This window comes from Rhizobium sp. WW_1 (assembly GCF_003610155.1).
Taxonomy (GTDB): Bacteria; Pseudomonadota; Alphaproteobacteria; order Rhizobiales; family Rhizobiaceae; genus Rhizobium; species Rhizobium tropici_A.
In genome coordinates, this window is record NZ_RAIN01000007.1 from 328563 (window position 1) to 354301 (window position 25739).

Annotated in this window: 29 protein-coding genes; 9 read left to right on the forward strand and 20 right to left on the reverse strand. The window is 61.5% G+C overall.

Annotated features, from left to right (window positions below; translation table 11 throughout):
* Positions 1-95 precede the first annotated feature (95 nt).
* The 10 genes from sucD to sdhC all read right to left on the reverse strand — a co-directional run bounded on the left by sucD (position 96) and on the right by sdhC (position 9476).
* A complete protein-coding gene (gene sucD / locus BJ928_RS22300; RefSeq protein WP_047630651.1) occupies positions 96-998 on the reverse strand; it encodes a succinate--CoA ligase subunit alpha in 903 nt (300 codons plus the stop codon).
* A gap of 12 nt (positions 999-1010) precedes the next feature.
* On the reverse strand, positions 1011-1502 hold the full coding sequence (locus BJ928_RS22305; RefSeq protein ID WP_047630650.1) for a DUF1579 family protein: 492 nt from the start codon (positions 1500-1502) through the stop codon (positions 1011-1013).
* 5 nt (positions 1503-1507) lie between these two features.
* Positions 1508-2701, reverse strand: coding sequence for an ADP-forming succinate--CoA ligase subunit beta (sucC, locus tag BJ928_RS22310; protein ID WP_047630649.1), 1194 nt, complete (start codon positions 2699-2701; stop codon positions 1508-1510).
* Positions 2702-2728: 27 nt separating this feature from the next.
* Positions 2729-3691 (reverse strand): malate dehydrogenase, encoded by a 963-nt coding sequence (gene mdh, locus BJ928_RS22315; RefSeq protein WP_015341411.1) that lies wholly within the window; start codon positions 3689-3691, stop codon positions 2729-2731.
* A 180-nt stretch (positions 3692-3871) separates the two neighbouring features.
* Positions 3872-5035 carry a cell division protein ZapE gene (gene zapE, locus BJ928_RS22320; protein ID WP_047630648.1) on the reverse strand — a complete coding sequence of 388 codons (1164 nt, stop codon included), beginning with the start codon at positions 5033-5035 and terminating at the stop codon, positions 3872-3874.
* A 162-nt stretch (positions 5036-5197) separates the two neighbouring features.
* On the reverse strand, positions 5198-5725 hold the full coding sequence (locus BJ928_RS22325) for a protease inhibitor Inh/omp19 family protein (protein WP_047631006.1): 528 nt from the start codon (positions 5723-5725) through the stop codon (positions 5198-5200).
* Positions 5726-5971: 246 nt separating this feature from the next.
* Complete coding sequence (locus BJ928_RS22330; protein ID WP_047630647.1) at positions 5972-6751, reverse strand: succinate dehydrogenase iron-sulfur subunit; 780 nt, start codon at positions 6749-6751, stop codon at positions 5972-5974.
* A 17-nt stretch (positions 6752-6768) separates the two neighbouring features.
* Positions 6769-8625, reverse strand: a complete 1857-nt coding sequence (gene sdhA / locus BJ928_RS22335) for a succinate dehydrogenase flavoprotein subunit (RefSeq protein WP_047630646.1) — start codon at positions 8623-8625, stop codon at positions 6769-6771.
* Positions 8626-8632: 7 nt separating this feature from the next.
* Positions 8633-9013, reverse strand: a complete 381-nt coding sequence (sdhD, locus tag BJ928_RS22340) for a succinate dehydrogenase, hydrophobic membrane anchor protein (protein WP_047630645.1) — start codon at positions 9011-9013, stop codon at positions 8633-8635.
* A gap of 64 nt (positions 9014-9077) precedes the next feature.
* Positions 9078-9476, reverse strand: coding sequence for a succinate dehydrogenase, cytochrome b556 subunit (gene sdhC / locus BJ928_RS22345; RefSeq protein WP_047630644.1), 399 nt, complete (start codon positions 9474-9476; stop codon positions 9078-9080).
* A 303-nt stretch (positions 9477-9779) separates the two neighbouring features.
* Here sdhC and BJ928_RS22350 point away from each other — a divergent pair, with 303 nt between their 5' ends.
* On the forward strand, positions 9780-10181 hold the full coding sequence (locus BJ928_RS22350) for a hypothetical protein (protein WP_047630643.1): 402 nt from the start codon (positions 9780-9782) through the stop codon (positions 10179-10181).
* 7 nt (positions 10182-10188) lie between these two features.
* On the opposite strand, the gene BJ928_RS22355 is transcribed toward BJ928_RS22350, so the two are convergent.
* The 5 genes from BJ928_RS22355 to tsaD are packed head-to-tail and all read right to left on the reverse strand — an operon-like array spanning position 10189 to position 13697.
* Positions 10189-10839: a methyltransferase gene (locus tag BJ928_RS22355; protein ID WP_047630642.1), complete on the reverse strand. Its 651-nt coding sequence runs from the start codon at positions 10837-10839 to the stop codon at positions 10189-10191.
* Between the two features lie 18 nt (positions 10840-10857).
* Positions 10858-11289, reverse strand: a complete 432-nt coding sequence (locus BJ928_RS22360) for an EVE domain-containing protein (RefSeq protein WP_047630641.1) — start codon at positions 11287-11289, stop codon at positions 10858-10860.
* A 3-nt stretch (positions 11290-11292) separates the two neighbouring features.
* Positions 11293-11586, reverse strand: a complete 294-nt coding sequence (locus BJ928_RS22365; protein WP_047630640.1) for a YciI-like protein — start codon at positions 11584-11586, stop codon at positions 11293-11295.
* 27 nt (positions 11587-11613) lie between these two features.
* Entirely contained in the window at positions 11614-12603 is a 990-nt protein-coding gene (locus BJ928_RS22370; RefSeq protein ID WP_047630639.1) for an NAD(P)H-dependent glycerol-3-phosphate dehydrogenase, read from the reverse strand.
* A complete protein-coding gene (gene tsaD, locus BJ928_RS22375) occupies positions 12600-13697 on the reverse strand; it encodes a tRNA (adenosine(37)-N6)-threonylcarbamoyltransferase complex transferase subunit TsaD (RefSeq protein WP_047630638.1) in 1098 nt (365 codons plus the stop codon). Before tsaD ends, BJ928_RS22370 begins: the two co-directional genes overlap by 4 nt.
* Before the next feature lie 84 nt (positions 13698-13781).
* Here tsaD and hemC point away from each other — a divergent pair, with 84 nt between their 5' ends.
* The 6 genes from hemC (at position 13782) to BJ928_RS22410 (ending at position 19863) form a co-directional block, all read left to right on the forward strand.
* A complete protein-coding gene (hemC, locus tag BJ928_RS22380) occupies positions 13782-14711 on the forward strand; it encodes a hydroxymethylbilane synthase (protein ID WP_047630637.1) in 930 nt (309 codons plus the stop codon).
* Positions 14712-14717: 6 nt separating this feature from the next.
* On the forward strand, positions 14718-15446 hold the full coding sequence (locus BJ928_RS22385; RefSeq protein ID WP_047630636.1) for a uroporphyrinogen-III synthase: 729 nt from the start codon (positions 14718-14720) through the stop codon (positions 15444-15446).
* Between the two features lie 80 nt (positions 15447-15526).
* Positions 15527-16792 (forward strand): mitofilin family membrane protein, encoded by a 1266-nt coding sequence (locus tag BJ928_RS22390; protein WP_047630635.1) that lies wholly within the window; start codon positions 15527-15529, stop codon positions 16790-16792.
* Positions 16793-16920: 128 nt separating this feature from the next.
* The gene (locus tag BJ928_RS22400) at positions 16921-18528 is read left to right on the forward strand and encodes a heme biosynthesis protein HemY (RefSeq protein ID WP_047630634.1); all 1608 of its coding nucleotides are present in this window, start codon (positions 16921-16923) and stop codon (positions 18526-18528) included.
* A gap of 113 nt (positions 18529-18641) precedes the next feature.
* Complete coding sequence (locus BJ928_RS22405; RefSeq protein ID WP_047630633.1) at positions 18642-19127, forward strand: TerB family tellurite resistance protein; 486 nt, start codon at positions 18642-18644, stop codon at positions 19125-19127.
* Complete coding sequence (locus BJ928_RS22410; RefSeq protein WP_047631004.1) at positions 19120-19863, forward strand: glutamine amidotransferase; 744 nt, start codon at positions 19120-19122, stop codon at positions 19861-19863. The genes BJ928_RS22405 and BJ928_RS22410 overlap by 8 nt, the downstream gene beginning before the upstream one ends.
* On the opposite strand, the gene BJ928_RS22415 is transcribed toward BJ928_RS22410, so the two are convergent.
* Positions 19849-20469 (reverse strand): poly-gamma-glutamate hydrolase family protein, encoded by a 621-nt coding sequence (locus BJ928_RS22415; protein ID WP_047630632.1) that lies wholly within the window; start codon positions 20467-20469, stop codon positions 19849-19851. The two genes, BJ928_RS22410 and BJ928_RS22415, sit on opposite strands and share 15 nt — an antisense overlap.
* A 10-nt stretch (positions 20470-20479) precedes the next feature.
* Complete coding sequence (locus tag BJ928_RS22420; protein WP_047630631.1) at positions 20480-21736, reverse strand: MFS transporter; 1257 nt, start codon at positions 21734-21736, stop codon at positions 20480-20482.
* Positions 21737-21842: 106 nt separating this feature from the next.
* Here BJ928_RS22420 and BJ928_RS22425 point away from each other — a divergent pair, with 106 nt between their 5' ends.
* Entirely contained in the window at positions 21843-22166 is a 324-nt protein-coding gene (locus BJ928_RS22425; RefSeq protein WP_052227595.1) for a YggT family protein, read from the forward strand.
* The gene (locus tag BJ928_RS22430; protein ID WP_047630629.1) at positions 22163-22480 is read left to right on the forward strand and encodes a DUF167 domain-containing protein; all 318 of its coding nucleotides are present in this window, start codon (positions 22163-22165) and stop codon (positions 22478-22480) included. Before BJ928_RS22425 ends, BJ928_RS22430 begins: the two co-directional genes overlap by 4 nt.
* Here BJ928_RS22430 and ppa read toward each other — a convergent pair whose 3' ends face one another.
* The 3 genes from ppa to typA all read right to left on the reverse strand — a co-directional run bounded on the left by ppa (position 22481) and on the right by typA (position 25702).
* Positions 22481-23017 (reverse strand): inorganic diphosphatase, encoded by a 537-nt coding sequence (gene ppa, locus BJ928_RS22435; protein ID WP_047630628.1) that lies wholly within the window; start codon positions 23015-23017, stop codon positions 22481-22483. It abuts the gene before it with no gap.
* 161 nt (positions 23018-23178) lie between these two features.
* A complete protein-coding gene (locus BJ928_RS22440) occupies positions 23179-23685 on the reverse strand; it encodes an N-acetyltransferase (RefSeq protein WP_047630627.1) in 507 nt (168 codons plus the stop codon).
* Between the two features lie 199 nt (positions 23686-23884).
* On the reverse strand, positions 23885-25702 hold the full coding sequence (typA, locus tag BJ928_RS22445) for a translational GTPase TypA (protein ID WP_047630626.1): 1818 nt from the start codon (positions 25700-25702) through the stop codon (positions 23885-23887).
* Positions 25703-25739: the final 37 nt, after the last annotated feature.

A 25739-nucleotide genomic window follows, 5' to 3' on the forward strand; every position in this document is an offset into this window, starting at 1 on the left:
TCGCAGCCGTCAAGGCCGCATGCATGCACTTGCGAATGTCGAAACCGGACGGGACAAGGCTGATGCCGCCCCGTCCGGCCTTGCTATAGGTAGGCTCAGCCCTTCAGGACTTCCACCAGCGTCTTGCCGAGACGCGCCGGCGACGGCGACACGCGAATGCCTGCCGATTCCATCGCTGCAATCTTGTCTTCCGCGCCGCCCTTGCCACCGGAAATCACGGCGCCGGCATGGCCCATGGTGCGGCCGGGAGGTGCCGTGCGGCCGGCGATGAAGCCGACCATCGGCTTCTTGCGGCCCTTCTTGGCTTCGTCCTTGAGGAACTGTGCGGCGTCTTCTTCAGCCGAACCGCCGATTTCGCCGATCATGATGATCGACTTGGTTTCGTCGTCCGCGAGGAACATTTCCAGGATGTCGATGAACTCGGTGCCCTTGACCGGGTCGCCGCCGATGCCGACAGCCGTGGTCTGGCCGAGACCTTCGTTGGTGGTCTGGAACACGGCTTCATAGGTCAGCGTGCCGGAACGCGAGAGAACGCCGACGGAGCCCTTCTTGAAGATGGAGCCCGGCATGATGCCGATCTTGCATTCGTTCGGGGTCAGAACGCCCGGGCAGTTCGGTCCGATCAGGCGCGACTTAGACTTGATCAGACGGTCCTTGACCTTGACCATGTCGGCAACCGGAATGCCTTCCGTGATGCAGACGATCAGCGGGATCTCGGCGTCGATCGCTTCGAGGATTGCAGCCGCGGCACCTGCCGGCGGTACGTAGATGACCGAAGCATTGGCGCCGGTTGCGTCCTTGCCTTCGGCGACGGACTTGAAGATCGGCAGCTTTTCGCCGTCCTTGCCGGTCCAGGTTTCACCGCCCTTGGAGGGGTGGATACCGCCGACCATCTTCGTGCCGTGATAGGCAAGCGCCTGTTCGGTGTGGAAGGTACCGGTCTTGCCGGTCAGGCCCTGAACCAGAACCTTGGTGTCTTTGTTGATGAGAATAGACATGCGAGGCCTTTGTTACGAGAGGTTGGAAGACGCGGAGGCGACGCGACGATATAAGCCGCTGACGACCTCCTGCCATGTATCGCTGCCGGCGGGCGCAAAAGTGACGCCCATGCAGTAGCAGTCTTCATTTTCGAACTGAAAGAGAGTGCGCTGCGCGCCGCGCGGCGAAACCTTGGTCAGGACAAGCTTGCCGTCGATCCATTCACCGGAGGCCGGCGCGGCGGGCACGAAACCGACCGTATCGAACTGATAGAGCTTGTAAGACTGGTCAGCGGCGTCGAAACCGAGAATGTTCCTGGCTTCGAACGACGTGCTGCCGTCCCGCGTCTGCACGTAGCGCTGTTCGACGAAAAATCCGCCGAACAGACACTCGGCCGTGAGGCGCGCGGTTGCCGTGCCTTCCTTCGTCCAGGCCGAAGCCGCGACATGCTCTTCCCCTTCCCAGGTGCCAGCAAAGGCACCGAGGCGAAGATGATCAGCCGTTGGAGCGAAGGAAGCAGCCATCCCGATCAGCCCTTGACTGCCTTGACGATCTTCTGGGCGGCATCGTCCAGGTCATCTGCGGAGATGACGTTGAGACCGGATTCGTTGATGATCTTCTTGCCGAGCTCGACGTTGGTGCCTTCGAGGCGAACGACGAGCGGAACCTTCAGACCCACTTCCTTGACGGCTGCGAGCACGCCTTCGGCAATGACGTCGCACTTCATGATGCCGCCGAAGATGTTGACCAGAATGCCCTGGACAGCCGGATCGGCGGTGATGATCTTGAAGGCGGCCGTAACCTTTTCCTTGGTGGCGCCACCGCCGACATCGAGGAAGTTCGCCGGCTCGGCGCCGTAGAGCTTGATAATGTCCATGGTTGCCATGGCAAGACCGGCGCCGTTGACCATGCAGCCGATGTTGCCGTCGAGCGCGACGTAGGCCAGGTCATATTCGTGCGCCTGGATTTCCTTCTCGTCTTCTTCCGACGTGTCGCGCAGCGCGCGGACGTCTTCATGACGGAAGAGAGCGTTGCCGTCGAAGGAAACCTTGGCGTCGAGAACGCGCAGACGGCCATTGGTCATGACGATCAGCGGGTTGACTTCGAGCAGCGCCATGTCCTTCTCGACGAAGGCCTTGTAGAGGATCGGGAAGAGCTTGGCGCCGTCTTCGCGGGCAGCCCCTTCGAGCTTCAGCGCGTCGGAAATGGTCGCCGAGTTCTCAGCCGTGACGCCCGTTGACGGGTCGATGGCAACGGTGATGATCTTTTCCGGCGTATCGTGCGCGACGGTCTCGATGTCCATGCCGCCTTCGGTCGAAACGACGAAGGCAACCTGACCGACGGAACGGTCGACCAGGATCGAGAGATAGAGTTCGCGGTCGATGTCGGCGCCGTCTTCGATATAGAGACGGTTGACCTGCTTGCCGGCCGGGCCGGTCTGCTTCGTCACCAGCGTGTTGCCGAGCATGTCCTTGGCGTTGGCGACGACGTCGTCAACCGACTTGGCGAGGCGAACGCCACCCTTGGCGTCCGGGCCGAGTTCCTTGAACTTGCCCTTGCCGCGGCCGCCAGCGTGGATCTGGCTCTTGACGACGTAAAGCGGGCCTGGAAGCTGCTTGGCAGCGGCGGCGGCTTCATCGGCGGAGAAGATGGCAACGCCGTCCGCGACGGGTGCGCCATAGGACTTCAGCAGCGCCTTGGCCTGGTATTCATGGATGTTCATGGGTCTATCCCTGTTATAACGGCTAGATTATTTCAGCGACGGCGCGATGGTGGCGCAAGCTTCGCAAAGACCGGCAACGGCTGCGACCGACTTGTCGAAAGCTTCCTTTTCGGCCTTGTTCAGGTCGATTTCGATGACGCGCTCGATGCCGCCGGCACCGATGACGGTGGGAACGCCGACATACATATCCTTGACGCCATACTGACCATCGAGGTGCGCGGCGCAAGGCAGAACGCGCTTCTTGTCCTTGAGGTAGGATTCAGCCATCGCGATGGCGGAAGCGGCCGGAGCGTAATAGGCCGAACCGGTCTTGAGCAGGCCGACGATTTCGGCGCCGCCATCACGGGTGCGCTGGATGATTTCTTCGAGACGCTCGGCGGTGAGCCAGCCCATGGTGACGAGGTCGGTCAGCGGAATGCCGGCAACCGTCGAGTAGCGAGCGAGCGGAACCATCGAGTCGCCGTGGCCGCCGAGAACGAAAGCCGTAACGTCTTCGACCGATACGTTGAATTCCTTGGCGAGGAAGAGGCGGAAGCGCGAGCTGTCGAGCACGCCGGCCATGCCGACGACCTTGTTGGTCGGAAGGCCGGAGAACTTCTGCAGCGCCCAGACCATCGCGTCGAGCGGGTTGGTGATGCAGATCACGAAAGCGTTCGGGGCATACTTCTTGATGCCGGCGCCGACCTGCTCCATGACCTTGAGGTTGATACCGAGAAGATCGTCGCGGCTCATGCCCGGCTTGCGGGGAACGCCGGCGGTGACGATGCAGACGTCAGCGCCTTCGATCGCGGAATAGTCGCTGGCGCCGGTGAGGTTGGCGTCGAAGCCTTCGACGGGAGAGGACTGGGCGATGTCGAGACCCTTGCCCTGAGGAATGCCGTCCGCGATGTCGAACAGGACGATGTCGCCCAGTTCCTTCAGGCCGGCGAGATGCGCCAGCGTGCCACCAATCATGCCAGAACCAATAAGTGCGATCTTGTTACGCGCCATTTCGGTGTATCCTTTGCGATCAAAATCCGTGGCGGGACACCGTGAAGGGTATCCACAATAGCCGCCAATCGCATAGACCCAAAGGCCGAAATTGGCAATTGATTATTTTTGGATCAGGAATTTCAATCGGTTAGATCGAAAAACTCTTACGTAAACGTAAGATAGTCTGTCACCGAATTGTTACTCGGCAGCGCGCCTGGCCGGAGTCTGGGCGAGATATTCGGCGCTGCGCATCTCGAAGAGCCGCGATGCCGTGCGGTCGAATTCGAAGCCCTCCGTCCCGCGCCGCTCCTCCAGAAGATCCTCCGGCATGGCGGCGGCGGACACGTAAAGACGGATGTTATGATCGTAGAGCGTGTCGATGAGAATGATGAAACGCTTCGTGGGGTTGCGCTTGTCCGGACCGAGCTTCGGCACACGATCGAGGAAGATCGTATCGAAGCGTTCGGCAATCGCGAGGAAATCGGCGGGCCCGAGCGGAGCCTCGCAAAGATCGGCGAAGGAAAAACGCGCCATGCGATCGACGGCCAGCGGCACATGGATGGAGCGTCCCTTCATCGGGATCTCCATCGGCTGCGCCTTGCGCCCGTGCAGCGCCTGCATCCAGGAGGCGTCCATCGCCATCTCGGCACGCTGGTCGAGCGGCGAGAGATAGACGGGCTGGCTGTTCAGCTTCTCCATGCGGTAGTCGGTCGGCGAATCCAGCGTCACCACATCGACATGCTTCTTCAGGAGATCGATGAAAGGCAGGAAGAGGCCGCGATTGAGCCCGTCGCGATAGAGATTGTCCGGCTCGACATTCGACGTGGCGATCAGCACGCAACCGAGCGAGAACAACTCGGAAAACAGCCGCGACAGGATCATCGCATCGGCGATATCGGTGACGGTGAATTCGTCGAAGCACAGCAACTCGGCCTCGGCATAGAGATCGGCGGCGACAGGCGGTATCGGGTCGGCCTGCTTGGTTTCACCGTTCTTGAATTTCAGCCGCTGCGCCGCAATGCGATTGTGCACATCGGTCATGAACTCGAAGAAATGCGCCCGGCGCTTCTTCTGGCAAGGCGCCATGGAGAAGAACATGTCCATCAACATGGTCTTGCCGCGACCAACGCTGCCGTGAATATAGAGGCCCTTTGTCGTCTCGGCGGGCTTCTTACGCGCGGCGAACATCCAGCCGAGCGCGCTGGATTTCGCGGCCGGCTTCCTTCGCTTGAGATCGGCAAGCACGCGGTCCAGCATTTTCGCCACATCCATCTGCGCCGAATCCACCTGGAGGGACCCGGACGCCGTCAGCGCCTTCAGCTGTTCGCAGACGCTGATCGAATAATCTGGCATGGGCTGCATGGGGAAATATCCGCCTGTGCAAATGAGGCACATCCAAAGGACGCCACCCCGTCAACTAGAGCAATTCCCGGAAAAGTGCGCAACGGTTTTCCGTCCGAAATTGCGTGGAACGACATTTCAAAGCCTTCAACCGTCTCGACGAAACGGCTGAGGGCTTTGAGCTTAGCGGCTGAGGCTGAGCGGCTGGCCGGAAGCGGTCGAGCCGTCAAAGCGTGAATCGGCCGTCTTGTAGAGCGTACCGATCGTCGCGCCGTCACGATTCTTGAGGAGGACCTGCTTGCCGGAAACTTCCCAAGCCCCCATCGAGGTCAATTCGCCGGCGCAACCGCGTGTGCCGCCGCGCGAGCCGCTGCCGAGGTTCGTCAGCGTCAGGAACATGTCGCAGCTCGATCCGCCGTTGCTGACCTTCCAGCTGCCGACCATCGATTCCTTCGTGACATCCATGGCGGAAGCCGCCATTGCCTGCTGCTGCGCCGGATTGGCCGCATTCGGCGCGCCCGCGGGTGCTGCCGGGAACTGCGAACCGTTACCCGCGCCGGGGGGCGGAAGCTGGCTGGATTGTACGGAAGGAACAGGCTGGGCCTGCAGGGGTGGTGGAGACGAATAACTGTCGTTGTTGTATGCCGTGCGCTGGCAACCGGCAAGCGACAGACCAATCGCCGCAGCCGTCACTGCATATCTAAACTGCATCATCACACTCCTGATTGATTGTCCACCGCTGACATCTGCAAAGTTATGTTTAATGATGTCGGAATTATCGTATTTCACTTTGGTTAATCAAGTCGATACCGTCACAAATCGCCGAAGGCCATAGCTGGACAAGAATCAGGTGGTTTCAAGGCTCAGTCCACCGAACCAGATGTAAAATAGATGTAAGCGGCTGATTTCGACGCGCCCTGAGCATCGAGGACGCGTCGAAGGAATTGGAACGGCGGGTCAAACCCGCCGCTCAACCATCATCTTCTTGATTTCAGCGATCGCCTTGGCCGGATTCAGACCCTTCGGGCAGGTCTGGGCGCAGTTCATGATCGTGTGGCAACGATAGAGGCGGAAAGGGTCCTCGAGATTATCGAGGCGCTCGCCCTTGGCTTCGTCTCTGGAGTCGATCAGCCAGCGATAGGCCTGCAGCAGCACGGCCGGACCAAGGTAACGGTCGCCGTTCCACCAGTAGCTCGGACAGGACGTCGAGCAGCAGGCGCAGAGAATGCACTCGTAGAGGCCGTCGAGCTTTAGACGGTCTTCATGGCTCTGCTTCCATTCCTTGGCGGGCGGCGGCGATACCGTCTTCAGCCAGGGTTCGATCGAGCGGTGCTGGGCGTAGAAGTTCGTCAGATCAGGCACGAGGTCCTTGACGACAGGCATGTGCGGCAGCGGGTAGATCTTCACCGTGCCCTTGATCTCGTCCAGACCCTTGGTGCAGGCGAGCGTGTTGGTGCCGTCGATGTTCATCGCGCAGGAACCGCAAATGCCTTCGCGACAGGAGCGGCGCAGCGTCAGCGTCGGGTCGATCTTGTTCTTGATGTAGAGCAGGCCGTCGAGCACCATCGGGCCGCAATCGTCGATATCGATATAGTAGGTATCGATGCTCGGGTTCTGGCCGTCATCCGGGCTCCAGCGATAGACGCGGAATTCGCGCGTGTTCTTGGCGCCGACCGGCTTCGGCCAGACCTTGCCTTCGCGCATCTGAGAGTTCTTGGGGAGAGCGAGTTCAACCATGGTCAGTTCCTCTCAGATCAGTACACGCGCGCCTTCGGCTCGATCTTGTGCGGATCGATGCCTTCGGCGATCAGGTCGGTGTGAACCGGACGATAGTCGAGCTTCACGTCGCCTGCCTCGTTGACCCAGGCAAGCGTGTGCTTGCGCCAGTTTTCGTCGTCGCGGCCGGCGAACTTGCCCTCGGTATAGTCTTCGCGGGCATGCGAGCCACGGCTTTCCTTGCGGGCCTCGGCGCCGTAGATCGTCGTGATGGCATTGGCCATCAGATTGTGCAGCTCCAGCGTCTCGACGAGGTCGGAATTCCAGATCAGCGAGCGGTCGGTGACCTTGATATCGGCCATTTCCTTCCAGATCTCCGAAAGGCGGCGGACACCGGATTCCAGCGATTCCTGGGTGCGGAACACGGCGGCGTCTTCCTGCATGGCGCGCTGCATCTTCTCGCGCAGCACCGCCGTCGGCGTCGAGCCGCTGGCATGACGCAGGCGATCGAAGCGATCCATGATCTTGTCGCAGGCAGCGACATTCACGGGCGGAACCGGGCTGTCACGGTCGATGACCTGGCCGGCGCGGATGGCAGCGGCGCGGCCGAAGACCACGAGGTCGATCAGCGAGTTCGAGCCGAGGCGGTTGGCGCCGTGCACCGAAGCGCAACCGGCTTCGCCGACGGCCATCAGACCCGGCAGCACGCGCTCGGGATTGTTGCTGTCGGCGTTGAGCACTTCGCCCCAGTAGTTGGTGGGAATGCCGCCCATGTTGTAGTGAACGGTCGGCAGCACCGGGATCGGGTCGCGCGTCACGTCGACGCCGGCGAAGATGCGGGCGCTCTCGGAAATACCCGGCAGACGCTCATGCAGCACGGCCGGATCGAGATGGTCGAGATGCAGGAAGATGTGATCCTTGTTCTTGCCGACGCCGCGTCCCTCGCGGATCTCAAGCGTCATGCAGCGCGAAACGACGTCGCGCGAGGCAAGGTCCTTTGCCGAAGGAGCGTAACGCTCCATGAAGCGCTCGCCCTCGGAATTGACGAGATACCCGCCTTCGCCGCGCGCGCCTTCGGTGATGAGACATCCCGAACCGTAGATGCCGGTCGGGTGGAACTGAACGAATTCCATGTCCTGCAGCGGCAGGCCGGCGCGGGCCACCATGCCGCCGCCGTCGCCGGTGCAGGTATGGGCCGAAGTGGCAGAGAAATAGGCGCGGCCGTAGCCGCCGGTCGCCAGCACCACCATCTTGGCGGCGAAGCGATGGATCGTGCCGTCATCGAGGCACCAGGCAACGACGCCGGTGCAGCGGCTGCCGTCATCCGACATGATGAGGTCGAGCGCGAAATACTCGATGAAGAATTCCGCGTTGTTGCGCAGCGACTGGCCATAGAGCGTGTGCAGGATGGCGTGGCCGGTACGGTCGGCGGCGGCGCAGGTGCGCTGCACCGGCGGTCCCTCGCCGAAATTCTGCATGTGGCCGCCGAACGGGCGCTGGTAGATCTTGCCTTCTTCGTTACGCGAGAAGGGCACACCATAGTGCTCGAGTTCGTAGACAGCCTTCGGCGCTTCCATGACCATGTACTGCATGGCGTCGACGTCGCCGAGCCAGTCGGAACCCTTGACGGTGTCGTAGAGGTGCCACTGCCAGCTGTCCGGCGTCATGTTCTGCAGCGAGGCGGCGATGCCGCCCTGCGCCGCGACGGTGTGCGAGCGCGTCGGGAAGACCTTGGTGATGCAGGCGGTGCGGAAACCCTGCTCGGCCATGCCGAGCGTGGCGCGCAGGCCGGCGCCGCCGGCGCCGACGACGATCACGTCATAGGAGTGATCGATATACTTGTAGGCTTTCCCGTTCTGGGCAGCCCCATTCTGAGCGGATGAGTTCGGTGCCATGATGCAATTATCCTACGAACGCGATCTTCAGAATGGCGAAAAGACAGAGCCCGGCCATGATGATCGCAAAGAACGTGTTGAGCATGAGAAGGACGATCTTGCCGAATTCGCCGTGGACATAGTCCTCGATGATGACCTGCATGCCGAGCTTCATGTGAATGACGCCGGAGATCACCATCAGGCCGAAGATGACGGCCACGATCGGGTTCGAGATCGCATGCACGACTTCCGCATAGGGCGCGCCGGCATAGATGATCAGGAAGATGACGAAGAAGAGAAAGAGGGGAACGTTGGCAACGGCGGTCAGGCGCTGACGCCAGAAATGATCGGTGCCTTCCTTGGCGGAACCGAGACCGCGGACTTTGCCCAGAGGAGTGCGCATATCCATGAGAACTATCCTTTAAAGCATGATCCCGAGAGGCCGCTAGCGCTTCCGGGAACGATCATGCCAATCAACCCAGCCGGATGACGATGCCGATAATCCAGACCAGCGCGGTCAGACAGATCGACGCGATGAGCGTGTACTTGGCCATCTTCGTCGAAACGGCGGGATCGAACCCGTGACCGAGGTCCCAGACGAAGTGGCGCAGGCCGCCGATCATGTGGTGCAGCAGCGCCCAGGTGTAGCCGAGCAGGATGATGCGGCCGATGATCGTGCCCATGATCCAGTTGACCAGTTCGAAATAGGCCTGCCCCGTCGCCGCGGCGATCAGCCACCAGGCAACCAGCACCGTGCCGAAGTAGAGCGCGCCGCCGGTGATGCGGTGGACGATCGACATGACCATGGTGGGAATGGGTTTGTAAATTTGCAGATGCGGCGACAGAGGCCGGTTTTGTGTGACGTTCGCCATCAGAACCTCGCGGCGTTACGATACGCTTAGAACCCGGATATCCGGGGCAACGCGCGCGCAGAGACGTGCAGTGTGCGTTGCATCATTGCGACCATTAATCACACAGACGCCCATCGACAAGCACAATTGATGCCTGCATCGAATTTAATCGATTCGGGTCGCTCTGCACTTTAGCGAGCATGCAACGACAAGCTTCCCATTCCGGGCTGTTTACCATTTCGGCAACCCTGACGTGGACTTGGCGCCGCTCTTGAGGCAATCTGCCGTTAAGATTTCATTAACGGATCGAAGCGGAGACGAATCATGACACCGCACCTTTTAAAGGCAGCAGCGCTCGTTTTAGCGGCAGCAGCCACCCTTTCCTTCACGCCGGCCTCGGCAGGCGACTATCGCCACTGGCATCACCACGACCGTTCCGGCATCGTGCGGCTGCACCAGATATATCAACCGCAGGCTGGCGGCCGGCAGCAACCGACGAGAATCCTGATGATGGAGCGCCGCGACGCTGCAAGCGCCGGCAGCTATGCCGGTTCGGCCGATGTCTATCGAGCCGATGGCGGCACCTACGTTATCGGCTATGGCGGCTACAATCCCTACGCTCGGTCTGTTGCAGCGCAACCAAGACCGAAAGCCAAGGTGATCGACGTTCGCTATGCCGGCAATCCCTGCTCTTATGAAGCCGGCGTCTGCATCATCCGTCACTGACGGGTTATCAATCGGCGAGAAAACGCCAAACCGTCGTTTTCTTGACCTCGCTATCCTCCAGCGCCCGCGTCACCGGCACCTGATAGGTCGCCTGCGCTTCCAGGCGATCCTTCGGAAGGTAGGCCCTGCCGGGATCGCCGACCAGAACGGTCTTCCCCTCCCCCGCCAAACGTCTGAACCAGGGAACGAGCTTCTCTGCAAAATCGCGATCGTAGAAGACATCGCCGGCAAGGACGACATCCGCATCGACGACCCGGCCGATGATATCGTCTCCGGCAAAGTCCAGATCAACGCTGTTTTCAACGGCATTTAACCGGATGGCGCTACCCGCCCACGGATCGATATCGATGGCCAGCACATGGCTTGCACCCGCCAGTCTGGCCGCAATGGCGACAAGCCCGGAGCCGCTGGCAAAATCCAGCACGGTCTTGCCGGCAACGGTCTCGGGATGATCGAGAATATAGCGCGCCAGCCCCTGGCCGCCCGCCCAGGCGAAGGCCCAGAAGGGCGGCGGCAGACCGATCTCCTCCAGCTCCTCTTCCGTCTTCAGCCAAAGCTCATGCGCCTCGCTTGCCAGATGCAGCCGGATTTCCGGCACATGCGGCGCCGCCATCAGGCTGGTATTGGCGCGGATGAAGCTTTCCGGATCGGTTTTCAATGAACTCCACCCACCGAATCAGGCCGGAGGGTTGTCCAGACCGCCCATACGGCAGACTTCGAGCCATTCGTCATCCGTCACCGGCTGCACGGAAAGCCGCATGGAGGTGACAAGCGCCATCTGCGAGAGCTTCGGATTGGCCTTGACGTCCTTGAGGGTCACGGGATTCGGCATGTCGCGAACGGCGCGGATATCGACGCACTCCCAGCGAAGATCGTCCTTGGCCGTCGAATCGGGATGCGCCAGCGCGCAGACCTCGACGATGCCGACGACTTCGAGCCCGTCATTGGAGTGATAGAAGAAACCCTTGTCGCCGATCTGCATGGCCCGCATGTTGTTGCGGGCGAGATAGTTGCGCACGCCGGTCCATTCGGTCCCCTTGTCGCCGGCATCCTTCTGCTGCTGCCACGACCATGAGGCCGGCTCGGATTTATAAAGCCAGTGCGCCATTTCTCATGCCTCCGGCTTGTTGAAGACCCAGTTGAACGGCTTGATCTCGACGCTCTCGAACAGACCGGCCTTCGTATAGGGATCGGCATCGGCAATCGCGACCGCCGCCTCGACATTTTCGGCCTCGACAATCACGAGACTGCCGTTCGGCTTGCCCTCGGCATCCAGGAAGGGGCCGGCCATCTTCAGCGTTCCCTCCGCATTGAGTTTGTTCAGATGCTCCACATGCGCCGGGCGCGTCTCCATGCGGACATTGAGGTAACCGGGCTTGTCCTTGCAGACAAAGGCGAACAGCATGATAGGGCTCCTTTGGATATCCAGAAATTATTCCGTCGTGATCGGCCGTGTCATCAATTGACCGATGGCTGTGGGAATGTCGAGCTTGCCGTCGATAATGGCGGAAACCGCGTCGGTTATCGGCATGTCGACGCCGAGCTCGTGGGCCAGCCGCGCGGCGATGGAGGCGGCATAGGCGCCTTCGACCAGCGTGCCGTGCGCCGGATCGACGGTCTCACCCTGACCGAGGGCGATGCCGAAGCGCAAGTTGCGGGATTGATGGCTGGTGGCCGTCAGCACGAGATCGCCGAGACCGGAGAGCCCGCGCACGGTCTCCGCCTTGCCGCCCTTGGCCGCAACGAAGCGCGACATCTCTGCGAGGCCGCGACTGATCAACGCCGCCCGGGCGGAATCGCCGATGCCCCGGCCCTCGACGATGCCGCAGGCAATGGCGAGGACATTCTTCAGCGCACCGCCGAGCTGCACGCCGATGCGGTCATCCGATGCGTAAAGACGGAAGGTCGGGCCGGAAATCGCCTGCGCAAGTCGTTCGGCGACAGCCATATCGGCAGCGGCGATCGCCATGGCCGTCGGCAGCCCCTTGGCGATGTCGGCGGCAAAACCCGGTCCGGAGAGCACGGCGATGGCGTGCTGCGGCAACTCCCGCTCCAGCATATTGGTCAGGAGATCGCCGGAGACCTTGTCGATGCCCTTGGCGCAGGTGACGACGATCGCATCCTTGCCAAGATAAGGCCCGTAGTGCCTGGCGGCGTCGGCCTGCGCCTGCGAGGGCATGGCGAAAAGGACAATGCCGGCATTGGAAACAGCATCCGGTGCAGCCGAGAACTGCAGCGAATCCGGCAGTGCGATCCCGGGCAATACCGAATCATGCATGCGATCGGCGGCAAGATCGGTCATCAACCCCGCCTTGCGGCCGACGAGGATCACATCACTGCGGCCGGTGAGCGCAATGACGGCGGCGAGCGCGGTGCCGAAAGCACCGGCGCCAATGACTGCGATCCGTTCGTTGCCGCTCATGCCTTCGCTCCTCGTTTGCCGTGACCCAGGAGAGTTTCGGCCTTCTGATCCAGCGGCCAGCGCGAACGCGGCTGCACATCGAGATCGTCAGGTGCCGCACCCGTCGCCATGCGCTCCAGTCCGGCCCAGGCGATCATCACGGCGTTATCCGTGCATAGTCTCAATGGCGGCGCGATGAAGCGGAAGCCGTTGGCATCGCAAAGCTCCTGCAGCGTTCGGCGCAGCTCGAGATTGGCCGCAACGCCGCCGGCCACGACGAGTGCCGGCATTTCCGCCGTCTTCGGGAATTCCGCCTTGAAGCGCTGTAAGCCGCGACCGATGCGGTCCTTCAGGGTGCGCGAGACCGCCTTCTGGAAGGAGGCGCAGATATCGGCAATATCCTGCTCTGTAACGGGCGCGATCGCCGTCGCCGCCTGCCGCACCGCCGTCTTCAGGCCGGAGAAGGAAAAATCGAGGCGCGTTTCGCCGACCAACGGCCGAGGAAGATCAAAACGGTCCGGATTGCCGTTTTTCGCGGCGGCTTCCACGGCAGGGCCGCCGGGATAGGGCAACCCTAAAAGCTTGGCCGTCTTGTCGAAGGCTTCGCCGAGTGCATCATCGATGGTCGTGCCCCAGCGCTCGTATTCGCCGACCCCGCGCACCAGGATCAGCTGCGTGTGGCCGCCGGAAACGAGCAGCATCAGGTAGGGAAAGGCAAGTCCGTCGGTCAGCCGCGCCGTAAGCGCATGGCCTTCCAGATGGTTGATGGCGTATAATGGCTTGCCGGTGGCGCGCGAGATCGCCTTGCCGGTCATCAGCCCCACGAGCAGCCCGCCGATGAGGCCTGGACCGGATGTGGCGGCAATGGCATCGACGTCTGAGAGCGACACATTGGCACGTTTCAATGCCTCGTCGATCAGCGTATCGAGCGCCTCGACGTGTGCCCGCGCGGCAATTTCCGGCACGACGCCGCCATAGGCGCTATGCTCGTCCAACTGACTGAGGACGACGTCGGAACAGACCGTGGGCGTACCGTCATCCCGGCGCTCGACAATGGCTGCAGCGGTTTCGTCGCAGCTTGTTTCGATGCCCAGAATACGAAGAACGGATGCCATGGAGAAAGTTCGTTGCCTACAGGTCGATTGCGGTAAAGCGGAAATATGGTTACGGGAACTGTCGGTAACAACGGATCAAAGCGGATGCAAACAAAACCTTTCCGGATCGGCACGCGCGGCAGCCCGCTGGCGCTCGCCCAGGCACATGAGGCACGCGACCGTCTGATGGCGGCACATGGCCTTCCGGAGGAGATGTTCGAAATCGTCGTTCTCACCACCAAGGGCGACCGCATAACCGACCGGTCGCTCGCGGCAATCGGCGGCAAGGGCCTGTTCACGGAAGAGCTGGAAGAGAAGCTGACTTCGGGCGAGCTCGACTTCGCCGTGCATTCCGCCAAGGACATGGCAACGAAGTTGCCGCAAGGCCTGGCGTTGAACGCCTATCTGCCCCGCGAGGATATCCGCGATTCCGTCATCGGCCGCACGGCGCCGAAATTGATCGAGCTTCCGCATGGCGCCACTGTCGGCTCGGCATCGCTGCGTCGCCAGGCGCTGATCCGCCGCCTGCGCCCCGATATCAATGTCATCACCTTCCGCGGCTCGGTCCAGACCCGACTGCGCAAGTTGGAAGAGGGTCAGGCGGATGCGACGCTTCTTGCCGTCGCCGGCCTGAAGCGTCTCGGCAATGTCGAAGTCATCACCGATATTCTCGATCCCGACGAGTTCCCGCCCGCTCCGGCGCAAGGCGCAATCGCCATCGAAAGCCGTATCGACGACAGCAGAATGAACGACCTGCTTGCCGCCATCAATGACCCGCCGACCTTCGACGCCGTGTCCTGCGAACGCGCATTCCTGGCCGCACTCGACGGCTCCTGTCGTACACCGATAGCCGGCTACGCAATTTGCGAAGGCGATCATCTGCGCTTCTTCGGCATGATTCTCACGCCGGATGGCACGCAGGTGCATACGACTACCATCGAAGGTCATCGCCGCGATGCCGAGGCGCTGGGCGTCAATGCCGGCCAGGCAATCCGCGCCGAGGCCGGCAGCACCTTCTTCGAAGACTGGACCTGACGAAAGATGCGCGTCGTCGTCACCCGCCCACAGCATTCGGGTGAACGCACCATGCGGCGGCTGGCACAGATGGGACACGAACCCCTGCTGCTGCCGCTCGCCGAACCCGTCCATCACGTCGAGGAAGCAGGACGGGCGCTGTTGGCGACACAGGGCGCCATCGCCATCACCAGCGCAGAGGCGATCCGGGCACTTGCGCCCCTGGCTTCCGATCTTGAGCCGCATTTCGCCCGGCCACTCTTTGCGGTCGGCAAGGCAACGGCGAAAGAGGCCGAAGACCTCGGATTCAGCAATATTGCCGTCTCGGAAGGCGGCGGCACCGAACTGGCTGCCCTGATTTCCAGCCGATCCCCCGGCTTGGATACCGCCCCGCTCCTCTATCTTGCCGGGTCTCCCCGCGCGGCCGGCTTCGAAGCCGGATTGGCGGAGCGCCGCCTGCCCTTCCTGACGGTCGAATGCTACCGGATGCGGGATATCGTCCCCGACGATGATGTTCTTCGCCGGCTTTTCGCCGATGTGAGCGCAGATGCCGTGCTGTTTTATTCTCACGAAACGGTCAGGCGCTTTTTCAGCCTGCCTTTCGTCCGGCACAACCCGGGCATCTTTGCCGAAACGCGATTTCTTTGTCTGAGTGAAGCCGTCGCCGCAGCCGTGCCGGAGCCGCTGCGATCCCATGTGGCAATCGCCGACATGCCGAATGAAGACAAGCTCATGGCGCGTCTGATCCATGAGTAAGGCCGCAATTTTGATGTAAGGCCTTTCCATAATCGCCTTGTCTGTCTAACTTCGTTGCAGCGCATGATAAAGAGGACCTCATGGTATCGCGAAAAACGCCTAACCATTCGAAGCCCAACGACGAACCGGTCACGATCGATCTGGAAGCCGAAAAAACTGCGCAGGACGCAGCTCCCGAAGATTTGACCGAACGCGGCCATGGCGAGCCAGGCAGCTCCCCGGTTGCCGAAGTGGAAATGCCGCTCGAAGCGGACAAGGAGCCGCTTCGCGACGAGGTTCAGGGACCGTCCACCTCGGCTGCCGCCGACGAGCCGGAAGCTGCACCGGCGCGTCAGGCGGCCGACGCCACGCCTTCTCATGCCGAGCGCCCGCAGTCGCACCAAGGTTCAACCTCCGGTCTTATCGCAGCCGGCATCACTGGCGGTTTGATCGCGCTCATCTGCGCCGGCGCCCTGCAATATGCGGGTTTCTTGCCCGGCGGCCGAGCCGCCAAGGACAGTTCTGCCGAGGTTGCCGCATTGAATGCGGAGATCGACGGCCTCAAGCAGAGCGTCGCCAATCTCGCCGCCGCACCGGCGGCCAAGCCGGACGAAACCCTTGCCGCCCGCATCTCAGCGCTTGAGGCGAGCGTGGCCAACGGCGCTTCGGCAAGTGGCTCGGGTGGGACAACAAGCGCCGCTTCCGATCAGAAGATCGCGTCGCTGACCACCGAAGTCGAGCAGTTGAAGGCCGATCTCAGCAAGACGACGCAGAGCCAGGCCACCGCCGACGCCGAAGTGAGCAAGCGTCTCGACGACGCCGAAAAGAAACTGAGCGGACCGAGCCAGGAAAGCGCGGTTGCCCGCGCCATCGCGGCTGCGGCATTGAAGGCCGCGATCGATCGTGGCGGCCCTTTCCAGCCTGAACTCGAAACCTTCGCCAATGTCGCGCCGGACGATCCGGCCGTTGCCGCGCTCAAGAACTTCGCCCAGACCGGCGTTCCCTCCCGCGCCGACCTGATCCGCCAGGTTTCCGATGTCGCGACGGCAATCGCCGCAACCGCACATAAGGACGATCCGAACCAGAGCTGGAGCAGCCGCCTGCTATCGAGCGCCGAATCGCTGGTCCAGGTCCGCCCTGTCGGCAATGTTCCCGGCGACAGCGTCGATGCCATTGCTGCCCGCTTCGAAGACAAGGTGAGGAACGGCGATCTGCCGGGCGCCGTGACGGAATGGAACAGCCTACCCGATGAAGCCAAATCGGCCTCGGCCGCCTTCAAGCAATCGCTGGAAGCGCGTATCCGCGTCGAGGATCTGGTAAGCGACGCCTTGTCGAAGGCAATCGCCAATACCGGGAAACAGAACTAGAGCATGATGCTGAAAAGTGTGAGCGGTTTTCGGACGACATCATGCTCTACCTATTTGATTTTAGAGCGGATTCAGATTTTAGATCGTTACGATCTAAAATCATCCGGCTCTAATGACGGAGCGCAGCAATGATCAGACTGCTTATCTTCGCCATTCTTGTCCTGGCTCTCGGCTATGGCTTTTCCTGGCTGGCGGATCGCCCCGGCGATCTCTCGCTCGTGTGGGAGGGCCAGTTATACCAGACCAAGTTGATCGTCGCCGCCGCGATCCTGATTGCGATCGTGGCCGCCGTGATGATCGTCTGGTGGTTCGTGCGACTGATCTGGACCTCGCCGCATTCCGTTACCCGCTATTTCCGCGCCCGCAAGCGCGACCGCGGCTATCAGGCGCTGTCCACCGGCCTGATCGCCGCCGGCGCCGGCAATTCGCTGCTGGCCCGCAAGATGGCGGCGCGCACGCGCGGCCTCATCCGCGCCGATCAGGAGCCGCTCATCAATCTCCTTGAGGCGCAGGCGGCATTGATCGAAGGCAAGCATGACGAGGCGCGCCAGAAATTCGAACTGATGGCCAACGATCCGGAAACGCGCGAGCTCGGCTTGCGTGGGCTCTATCTGGAAGCCAAGCGCCTGGGCGCCCATGAAGCCGCCCGGCAGTATGCCGAAAAGGCCGCCGACCATGCCCCTTACCTGCCCTGGGCGGCGCAGGCGACGCTGGAATATCGCAGTCAGTCCGGCCGCTGGGACGACGCGATCAAGCTTCTCGACCAGCAGAAGGTCGCCCATGTCGTAGACAAGGCCACAGCCAACCGCCAGCGCGCCGTGCTGCTGACGGCGCGCGCCACCGAGAAACTGGAAAGCGATCCCGCCGCCGCCCGCGACGATGCGCAGGCGGCGCTGAAGCTTGCGGCCGATTTCGTGCCGGCAGCGCTGATCGCCGCCAAGGCGCTCTTCCGCGAGGACAAGGTGCGCAAGGCCGCCGCCGTCCTCGAACAGGTATGGAAGGCGCAGCCCCATCCGGAGATCGGCAAGGCCTATGTGCGGGCACGCAGCGGCGATTCCGTCACCGACCGCCTGAAGCGGGCCGAGCGGCTGGAGGCCATTCGCCCGAACAATGTCGAAGCGCTGCTGCTGACGGCAAAGGCCGCGATGGATGCCGGCGATTTTGCCAAGGCCCGCGCCAAGGCGGAAGCCGCCGCACGGATCGACGCGCGGGAAGGCGCCTTCCTGCTGCTCGCCGACATCGAGGAAGCTGAAACCGGCGATCAGGGCCGCGTCCGCCACTGGATGGCGCAGGCACTGCGCGCACCGCGCGATCCGGCCTGGGTTGCCGATGGCTTCGTTTCAGAAAAATGGCTGCCGCTGTCACCGGTCACCGGCCGTCTCGACGCCTTCGAATGGAAGGCGCCCTTCGGCCAGATCGACGGTCCGGTGGAGGAAGGTTCGGCAGTATCGGTCGATGCGGCGCTGAAGTCGCTGCCGCCGGTGAGTACAGCCGTTTCCGCCCCCGTGCACGAGAAGGTGACTTCACCGAAAGTTGCACCGCCGGTCGCCGATACCTATGTCAAGGAATTGGAGCCCGCCGTGGCAAAACCGGCGTCAGGCACACCCGCCACAGCGCCAAAGCCGGCGCCGCAGGATGCCGAGCCCCGGCCCTTCTTCGGCGGTGCGCCTGATGACCCCGGCGTGAAGGATCACAAGCTTGAACCGGACCCCAAGACACGGCTCAAGTTGTTTTAGAGCAATTCCGGCAAAAGCGCGTCGCAGCTTTGCGTCCGGAATTGCGTGAGAACAAGAAGATGGAGCACGGTGCCCCAAGAACCCTGCTCAGCCCGCTTTAAGAATGGAAACGAATGTTCGAACGCTTTCAGGAATTCCTTCATAACCTGACCCAGGACCATCCAAAATCCGGCTTTGCACCCGATGACCCGCGCGTCGCCGTTGCGGCGCTCTGTATCCAGGTCATGGAGGCGGACGGCAAGATCGAGAACAGCGAAAAGAAGCGCCTGCGCAAGCTGCTGAAGGACCAATATGGTCTGGATGGACGCCAGCTCGACGCGCTGATCGCCGCCGGCGAGGAAGCCGAAAGCGAAGCAGTCGACTACTATCGCTTCACATCCGACCTGAAGCGCCATCTCGACAGCGCCCAGCGGCTGGAACTGCTCGGTATCCTCTGGGACATCGTCTATGCCGATGGCGAGCGCAGCGAGATGGAAGACCATGCGATCTGGCGCATCGCCGACCTAATGGGCATTTCCGACCGCGAGCGCATCATGAAGCGTCAGGAAGCAGCCGCACGCGCGCCCGGTCTGAGGGTGGAGACAGGCAATGATGATTGAAGCGCCGAAGAGCGCTGGCAGACCGATATTGATCGTACTTCACCAGGAGCGCTCCAGCCCGGGCCGCGTCGGCCAGATGCTGCTGGAAAAGGGCTTCGATCTCGACATCCGTCGCCCTGTGCTCGGCGACCGCCTGCCATCAACGCTGGAAGGGCACGCGGGCGCAGTCATTTTCGGCGGCCCGATGAGCGCCAACGACCCGGACGACTTCATCAAGGCCGAGACCGACTGGCTGAAGGTTCCTCTCAAGGAAAACCGCCCCTATCTCGGTATCTGCCTCGGCGCGCAGCTGCTTGCCCGCCATCTCGGCGCCAAGGTGAAAGCGCGCGACGACGGCAAGACCGAAATCGGCTGGTACGCGCTGCAGCCGACGGAAAAGGGCCGGCTGCTGATGCGCTGGCCGCAGATGGTCTATCACTTCCATCGCGAGGGCTTCGAGCTGCCGCATGGCGCCGATTTGCTGGCAACGGCCGAGACCTATCCCAACCAGGCCTATCGCTACGGTGCCAATGCCTGGGGCCTGCAATTCCATGCCGAACTCACCCGCGCCATGATGCAGCGCTGGGTCGTTCATGGCGAACACCGCTTCTGCATGCCGAACGCCCAGCAGGGCCGCGAGCACCTGGAAGGCCGCATGATCTTCGACGCCGCGCTCAAGGCATGGCTTTCCGAATTTCTCGACATGATTTTCGCAGGCAAGCAGGCAATGCCGGCCGATGTCTTAGCCCGCTGCTAGAATTCGATCATATTGCTCGATCGCCCCGCGCACCGACCAGGCATATCGTCGTAGCCGCCCTGCATCCGCCAAGAGCATATCCCTGATGTGCCTTGGAATCTCCAGCTGAACGCCGGCACCGCGCCTGCCGCGATTGCATATGTTGCCGACGCCTGCCCCCGCCAGAGCTTCCCCCTTCGCCCTCGCAACCGCCGCGAAATCATTCTGGCGCAATGCTTGAACGATCCGATCGCCAAGCGAGGTATCGAGGCCGCCAACCCAGCTTGTTTCCGGATCACCCCTGTCCAACCGGCCATGAACGGCGATGACGATCAGCGATTGGGAAACAAGGCTAAGGCCAATCGGCTCGTCGAAATGCCCAGAAGTCAGGTGCAGCTCATGATGCAGCCTGTCCGCGCTGAGCCCTTCGAAGCAGTAGAAAGAAAAGCTCTCCGCCGCGATTTCCATGGCGATCTCGGAGGTGGCGGGCTCGATGAAGCCACCATGGGGAGCGATGACAGCGACACGCGACGATCGATCCTCGATACGGATACGATAGTCGACGCCCTCGGTCTCATGCTCGCGGAGCGCTGAAAACGAAGTGTATCGATCCGCCGGCCTCGTCATTCCGCACGCCTCAGGCCGGCTGCGGCTCGCCGTCACGGTCCGGCGCATTAAGACTATCGATCTGGCGGAGCTGCGGGAAACCTGTAGCCCAGAGAATCGCGACGGTGAGCGTGCCGAGCCCGCCTATGACGACGGCAGGGATCGCGCCGAAATAGTGCGCCATGGTGCCGGCGCGGAATTCGCCAAGCTCGTTCGAAGCGCCAACGAAGACCATGTTGACGGCATTGACGCGGCCGCGCACATGATCCGGCGTCCAGAGCGTGATCAGCGTTTCGCGGACATAGACGGAGATCAGGTCGGATGCGCCCATGACCGCGAGAGCTGCGATCGATAGCCACGGCGTATGCGAGATGCCGAAAACCAGCGTGCCCACGCCGAACATGGCAACGCCGACGAACATGCAGATGCCGGCGCGATTGCGGATGGGATAGGTCGCCAGAAACAGGCCCATGGCGATCGCACCGAAGCTCGGCGCGGCACGCAGCATGCCAAGCCCCCAGGGTCCGAGCGTCAGGATATCGCGCGCATAGATCGGCATCAGCGCGACAGCGCCGCCGAGCAGCACGGCGAAGAGATCGAGCGAGACCGCGCCGAGCACCACCTTTTCCGACCAGATGAAACGGAAGCCGGCAAGCATCTCGTTCAGGCTGCGCCGTTCATGCGCAACACGCTGCTGCGGCTTCGGGATCAGGAAGGTCAGCACCGAACCAGCCGCAAAGAAAAGAACGGCCACGATATAGGCGACATTGGCGCCGACACCGTAGAGCAGACCGCCGGCGACGGGACCAAGGATGGCAGCGGCATCCCAGGACATCGAGTTCCAGGTAATGGCATTCGTCAGATCCGCGGGCGGGATCAGATTGGGCGCCAGCGACTGCATGGCCGGCGTCATGAAGGCGCGTTCGATGCCGAAGACCGTGAGGATTAGAAACACCGGCAGCGGCGCGAAGGTGCCCGATACCGTCAGGAACAGCAGAGCGGCCGCGCAGAGGGTGCCGACGAAAATGCAGATCGCGGAAATCAGCCGTCTGTTGTAGCGGTCTGCAGCCGTGCCCGTCACCAGGATCAGCAACAGCGACGGCAGGAACTGCACCAGGCCGATCAGACCGAGATAGATCGGTTGCCCGGTGTGCTCATACATCTGCCAGCCGACCGAGACGCTGACGACCTGTGTGGCAAAGGCTGTCAAGAACCGCGCGAAGAAGAAATAAGTATAGGCAATGTGCCTGAAGGCGGCAAACCGGTCTCCGCTGGCAGCGAACGACATGGGACGAGACTTTCCGACGCGGCCGCTAACGCAAACATCGGCCTTTTAAACATGATTCAACACGCTTCGGAGCATGGGACTTGCCCGTTTAGTCGCCAATGTCTACATGTCTGTCAACCGCGAATTGGAGACGGACATGCTCGCCTTATTTCAAACCATTGATCTGGCTTTGAATCTTTATACCTGGATCTTGATCGCCAGCGCCATATTTTCCTGGCTTTATGCATTCAACGTCATCAATTCGAGCAATCAGTTCGTCAATTCCGTCGGCAACTTCCTTTATGCGGTCACCGAGCCGGCCCTGCGACCGATCCGCCGTATCCTGCCGAATCTCGGCGGCATCGACATCTCGCCAGTCATCCTGCTGCTCATTATCTTCTTCATCCGCTCGCTGATGTGGAATTCGATCGTCCCGCTATTTCTGCGGTGAATACGGCCTGGCGGGCCTTTCCGGATCATCTCCGGCTTTCCGTGCGGCTCACGCCCAATGGCGGGCGTGACGCAATCGACGGGCTGGAAGCCGCCAGCGACGGCGAATGCTATCTGAAGGCGCGTGTTTCGGCAGCGCCCGAAAAGGGCAAGGCCAACAAGGCGCTGATTGCGCTGCTTTCAAAGAGCCTCGGCATCCCCAAATCCACGCTTGCTTTCGTCAGCGGCGACACCGCGCGCAAAAAAATCCTCCGGATCGAGGGCGAACCGGAGGATTTGATTAAAAGGCTTGGCGCCGTCATCGATGGCGGCTGATCAGCCCTTGGTGTTCTTGGCGCGCTCGATGGCTTCGAGAATGAGTTCGCCAGCTTCCTTCGAACCCTTCCAGCCGAAGATCTTGACCCACTTGCCGGGCTCCAGATCCTTGTAGTGCTCGAAGAAGTGCTCGATCTGCTTCAGCGTGATCTCGGGCAGGTCGGTATATTCCTTCACCTTTTCATAGCGCAGCGTCAGCTTCGGCGAGGGAACGGCGATGATCTTTTCGTCCTTGCCGGAATTGTCTTCCATCATCAGCACGCCGATCGGGCGGACGTTGATGACACAGCCCGGGATCAACGGACGGGTGTTGGCGATCAGAACGTCGATCGGGTCGCCGTCGTCGGAGAGCGTGTGCGGAACGAAGCCGTAATTGCCCGGATAGGTCATCGGCGTATAGAGGAAACGGTCGACGACCAGCGTGCCGGCGTCCTTGTCCATTTCATACTTGATGGGATGACCGCCGACCGGTACTTCAACGATGACGTTGACGTCTTCGGGCGGGTTCTTGCCAATGGAAATCGCGTCGATACGCATGCTTGTCCCCTAAATAAGGATGGTTGCCGCCAGCCAAATAATAGGATTCATCCCGCAACGCAACAACGCATCGGGAAACAGGCGGATTTACTGCATAATTCCATAGATCGGAATCGAGTTCAGGAAAATTATGCGGCAGGTTTGAAGTGCTACAGCGCCGCTCAGGGCCAGACGAAGCCGATCTTGCGGAGCTGCCGGTGATCGAAAGTCTCGATGCCCTCACAGAAATCCGCGCCACCCTGACCGCGATAGAAACGATAGGCGTTCTCGTTCTCCTCGAGGCACCAGACGACCAGCCCCTTGCAGCCGAGAGATTTCAGAAGCCGGCGCGCCTCGCCGAAAAGCATGCGCCCGAGGCCGAGGCCCTGGTACTGCGGGCGCAGATAGAGTTCGTAGATTTCGCCTTCCTGCGGCAGAGCACGGGCGCGATTAAGCCCGAGCGTGGCATAGCCTGCGATCTCGCCGGCGACATCTAGAACCAGCAGCGTGGCCGGACCGCTGGTCGCCTTGCGCCACCACGCTTCGCCGCGGCGCTCGATCATCTGGCCGAGAGCGCGATGCGGAATGATGCCGGCATAGGTATACTGCCACGCCTGGCGGTGCACCTCCGAAATGGCTCGGGCATCATGGGGTTCTGCCCGCCGAACATCAATCGACAACGTCTTCATAACGTCTACTCTGGTCTTACCAACGCGAATTAACCATCCTCATTCATAAAGATGGCAGACTTGCCCACAGGCTTTATCCGTGGATCATTAACAAAAATTAACGACTTTTTAACCTTTAGGACAAGGGCTCAAAAACCGAACATGCAAATAAAAACCCCGGCACGATGGCCGGGGTCGAATGCATCGAAGCGGTAGGCGATCAGGCCAGACGGGCCTTCTCGTAACGCTTGCGCTCGTTCGGATCGAGATACATCTTGCGCAGGCGGATCGACTTCGGCGTCACTTCCACCAGCTCGTCGTCCTGAATCCAGGACAGCGCGCGGTCGAGCGTCATGCGGATCGGCGGGGTCAGCTTCACGGCTTCATCCTTGCCGGCGGCGCGGATGTTGGTGAGCTTCTTGCCCTTCAGCACGTTGACTTCCAGGTCGTTGTCGCGCGAGTGGATGCCGATGATCATGCCGGCATAAACCTTCTCGCCGGCGTCGATGATCATCGGGCCGCGGTCTTCCAGGTTGAACAGGGCGTAGGCCACGGCTTCGCCGGCTTCGTTGGCCAGCAGAACGCCGTTGACGCGGCCACCGATTTCGCCCTTGTAAGGCTGGTAGTCATGGAACAGGCGGTTCATGACGGCCGTGCCGCGCGTATCTGTCAGAAGTTCCGACTGATAGCCGATGAGGCCGCGGGTCGGCGCCCAGAAGACGAGACGGACGCGGTTGCCACCCGAGGGACGCAGCTCGACCATTTCAGCCTTACGCTCGGACATCTTCTGCACGACGATGCCGGAATGCTCTTCATCGACGTCAATGACGACTTCTTCGATCGGCTCGAGAACCTGGCCGCTCTCGTCCTTGTGCATGACGACGCGCGGACGCGACACGGCAAGCTCAAAGCCTTCGCGACGCATGGTTTCGATCAGAACTGCGAGCTGCAATTCGCCGCGGCCGGAAACGTAGAACGAATCCTTGCCTTCGGCTTCTTCGATCTTCAGCGCGACGTTGCCTTCGGCTTCCTTGAAGAGGCGGTCGCGGATGACGCGCGAGGTGACCTTGTCGCCCTCGGTGCCTGCATAGGGGCTGTCGTTGACGATGAAGGACATGGTGACCGTCGGCGGGTCGATCGGCTGCGCGATCAGCGGTTCGGTGACCTGCGGATCGCAGAAGGTATCGGCAACCGTGCCCTTGGACAGGCCGGCGATGGCGACGATGTCGCCTGCCTGCGCTTCTTCGATCGGCTGACGCTCGATGCCGCGGAAGGCGAGGATCTTCGAGATACGGCCGGTTTCGATGAGGTTGCCGTCAGCACCGAGAACCTTGACGGCCTGGTTCGGCTTGATCGAACCGGAATGGATGCGGCCGGTGATGATGCGGCCAAGGAAGGGGTTGGCTTCCAGAATGGTGCCGATCATGCGGAACGGGCCTTCGCCGACGGTCGGCTCCGGAACGTGCTTGACGACGAGATCGAGAAGCGGGCCGAGACCTTCGTCCTTCGGGCCTTCCGGCGAATAGTTCATCCAGCCGTTACGGCCGGAACCGTAGAGGATCGGGAAGTCGAGCTGCTCATCGGTGGCGTCGAGATTGGCGAAGAGGTCGAACACTTCGTTGATGACTTCTTCGTGGCGAGCGTCCGGGCGGTCGATCTTGTTGATCGCTACGATCGGGCGAAGACCGACCTTCAGCGCCTTGCCGACAACGAACTTGGTCTGCGGCATCGGGCCTTCGGCGGCATCGACGAGAACGATCGCACCGTCCACCATCGACAGGATGCGCTCGACTTCACCGCCGAAGTCGGCGTGGCCGGGTGTGTCGACGATGTTGATGCGTGTATCCTTCCAGACGACGGAGGTCGCCTTGGCAAGAATGGTGATGCCGCGTTCCTTTTCGAGATCGTTGGAGTCCATGACGCGTTCTGCAACGCGCTGGTTCTCGCGGAAGGAGCCGGACTGCTTCAAAAGCTCGTCGACGAGGGTGGTTTTCCCATGGTCAACGTGCGCGATGATCGCGATGTTGCGAAGTGCCATATGTCTTAATCTCTGAGGCTGGGGCGCGGTGTTTTGG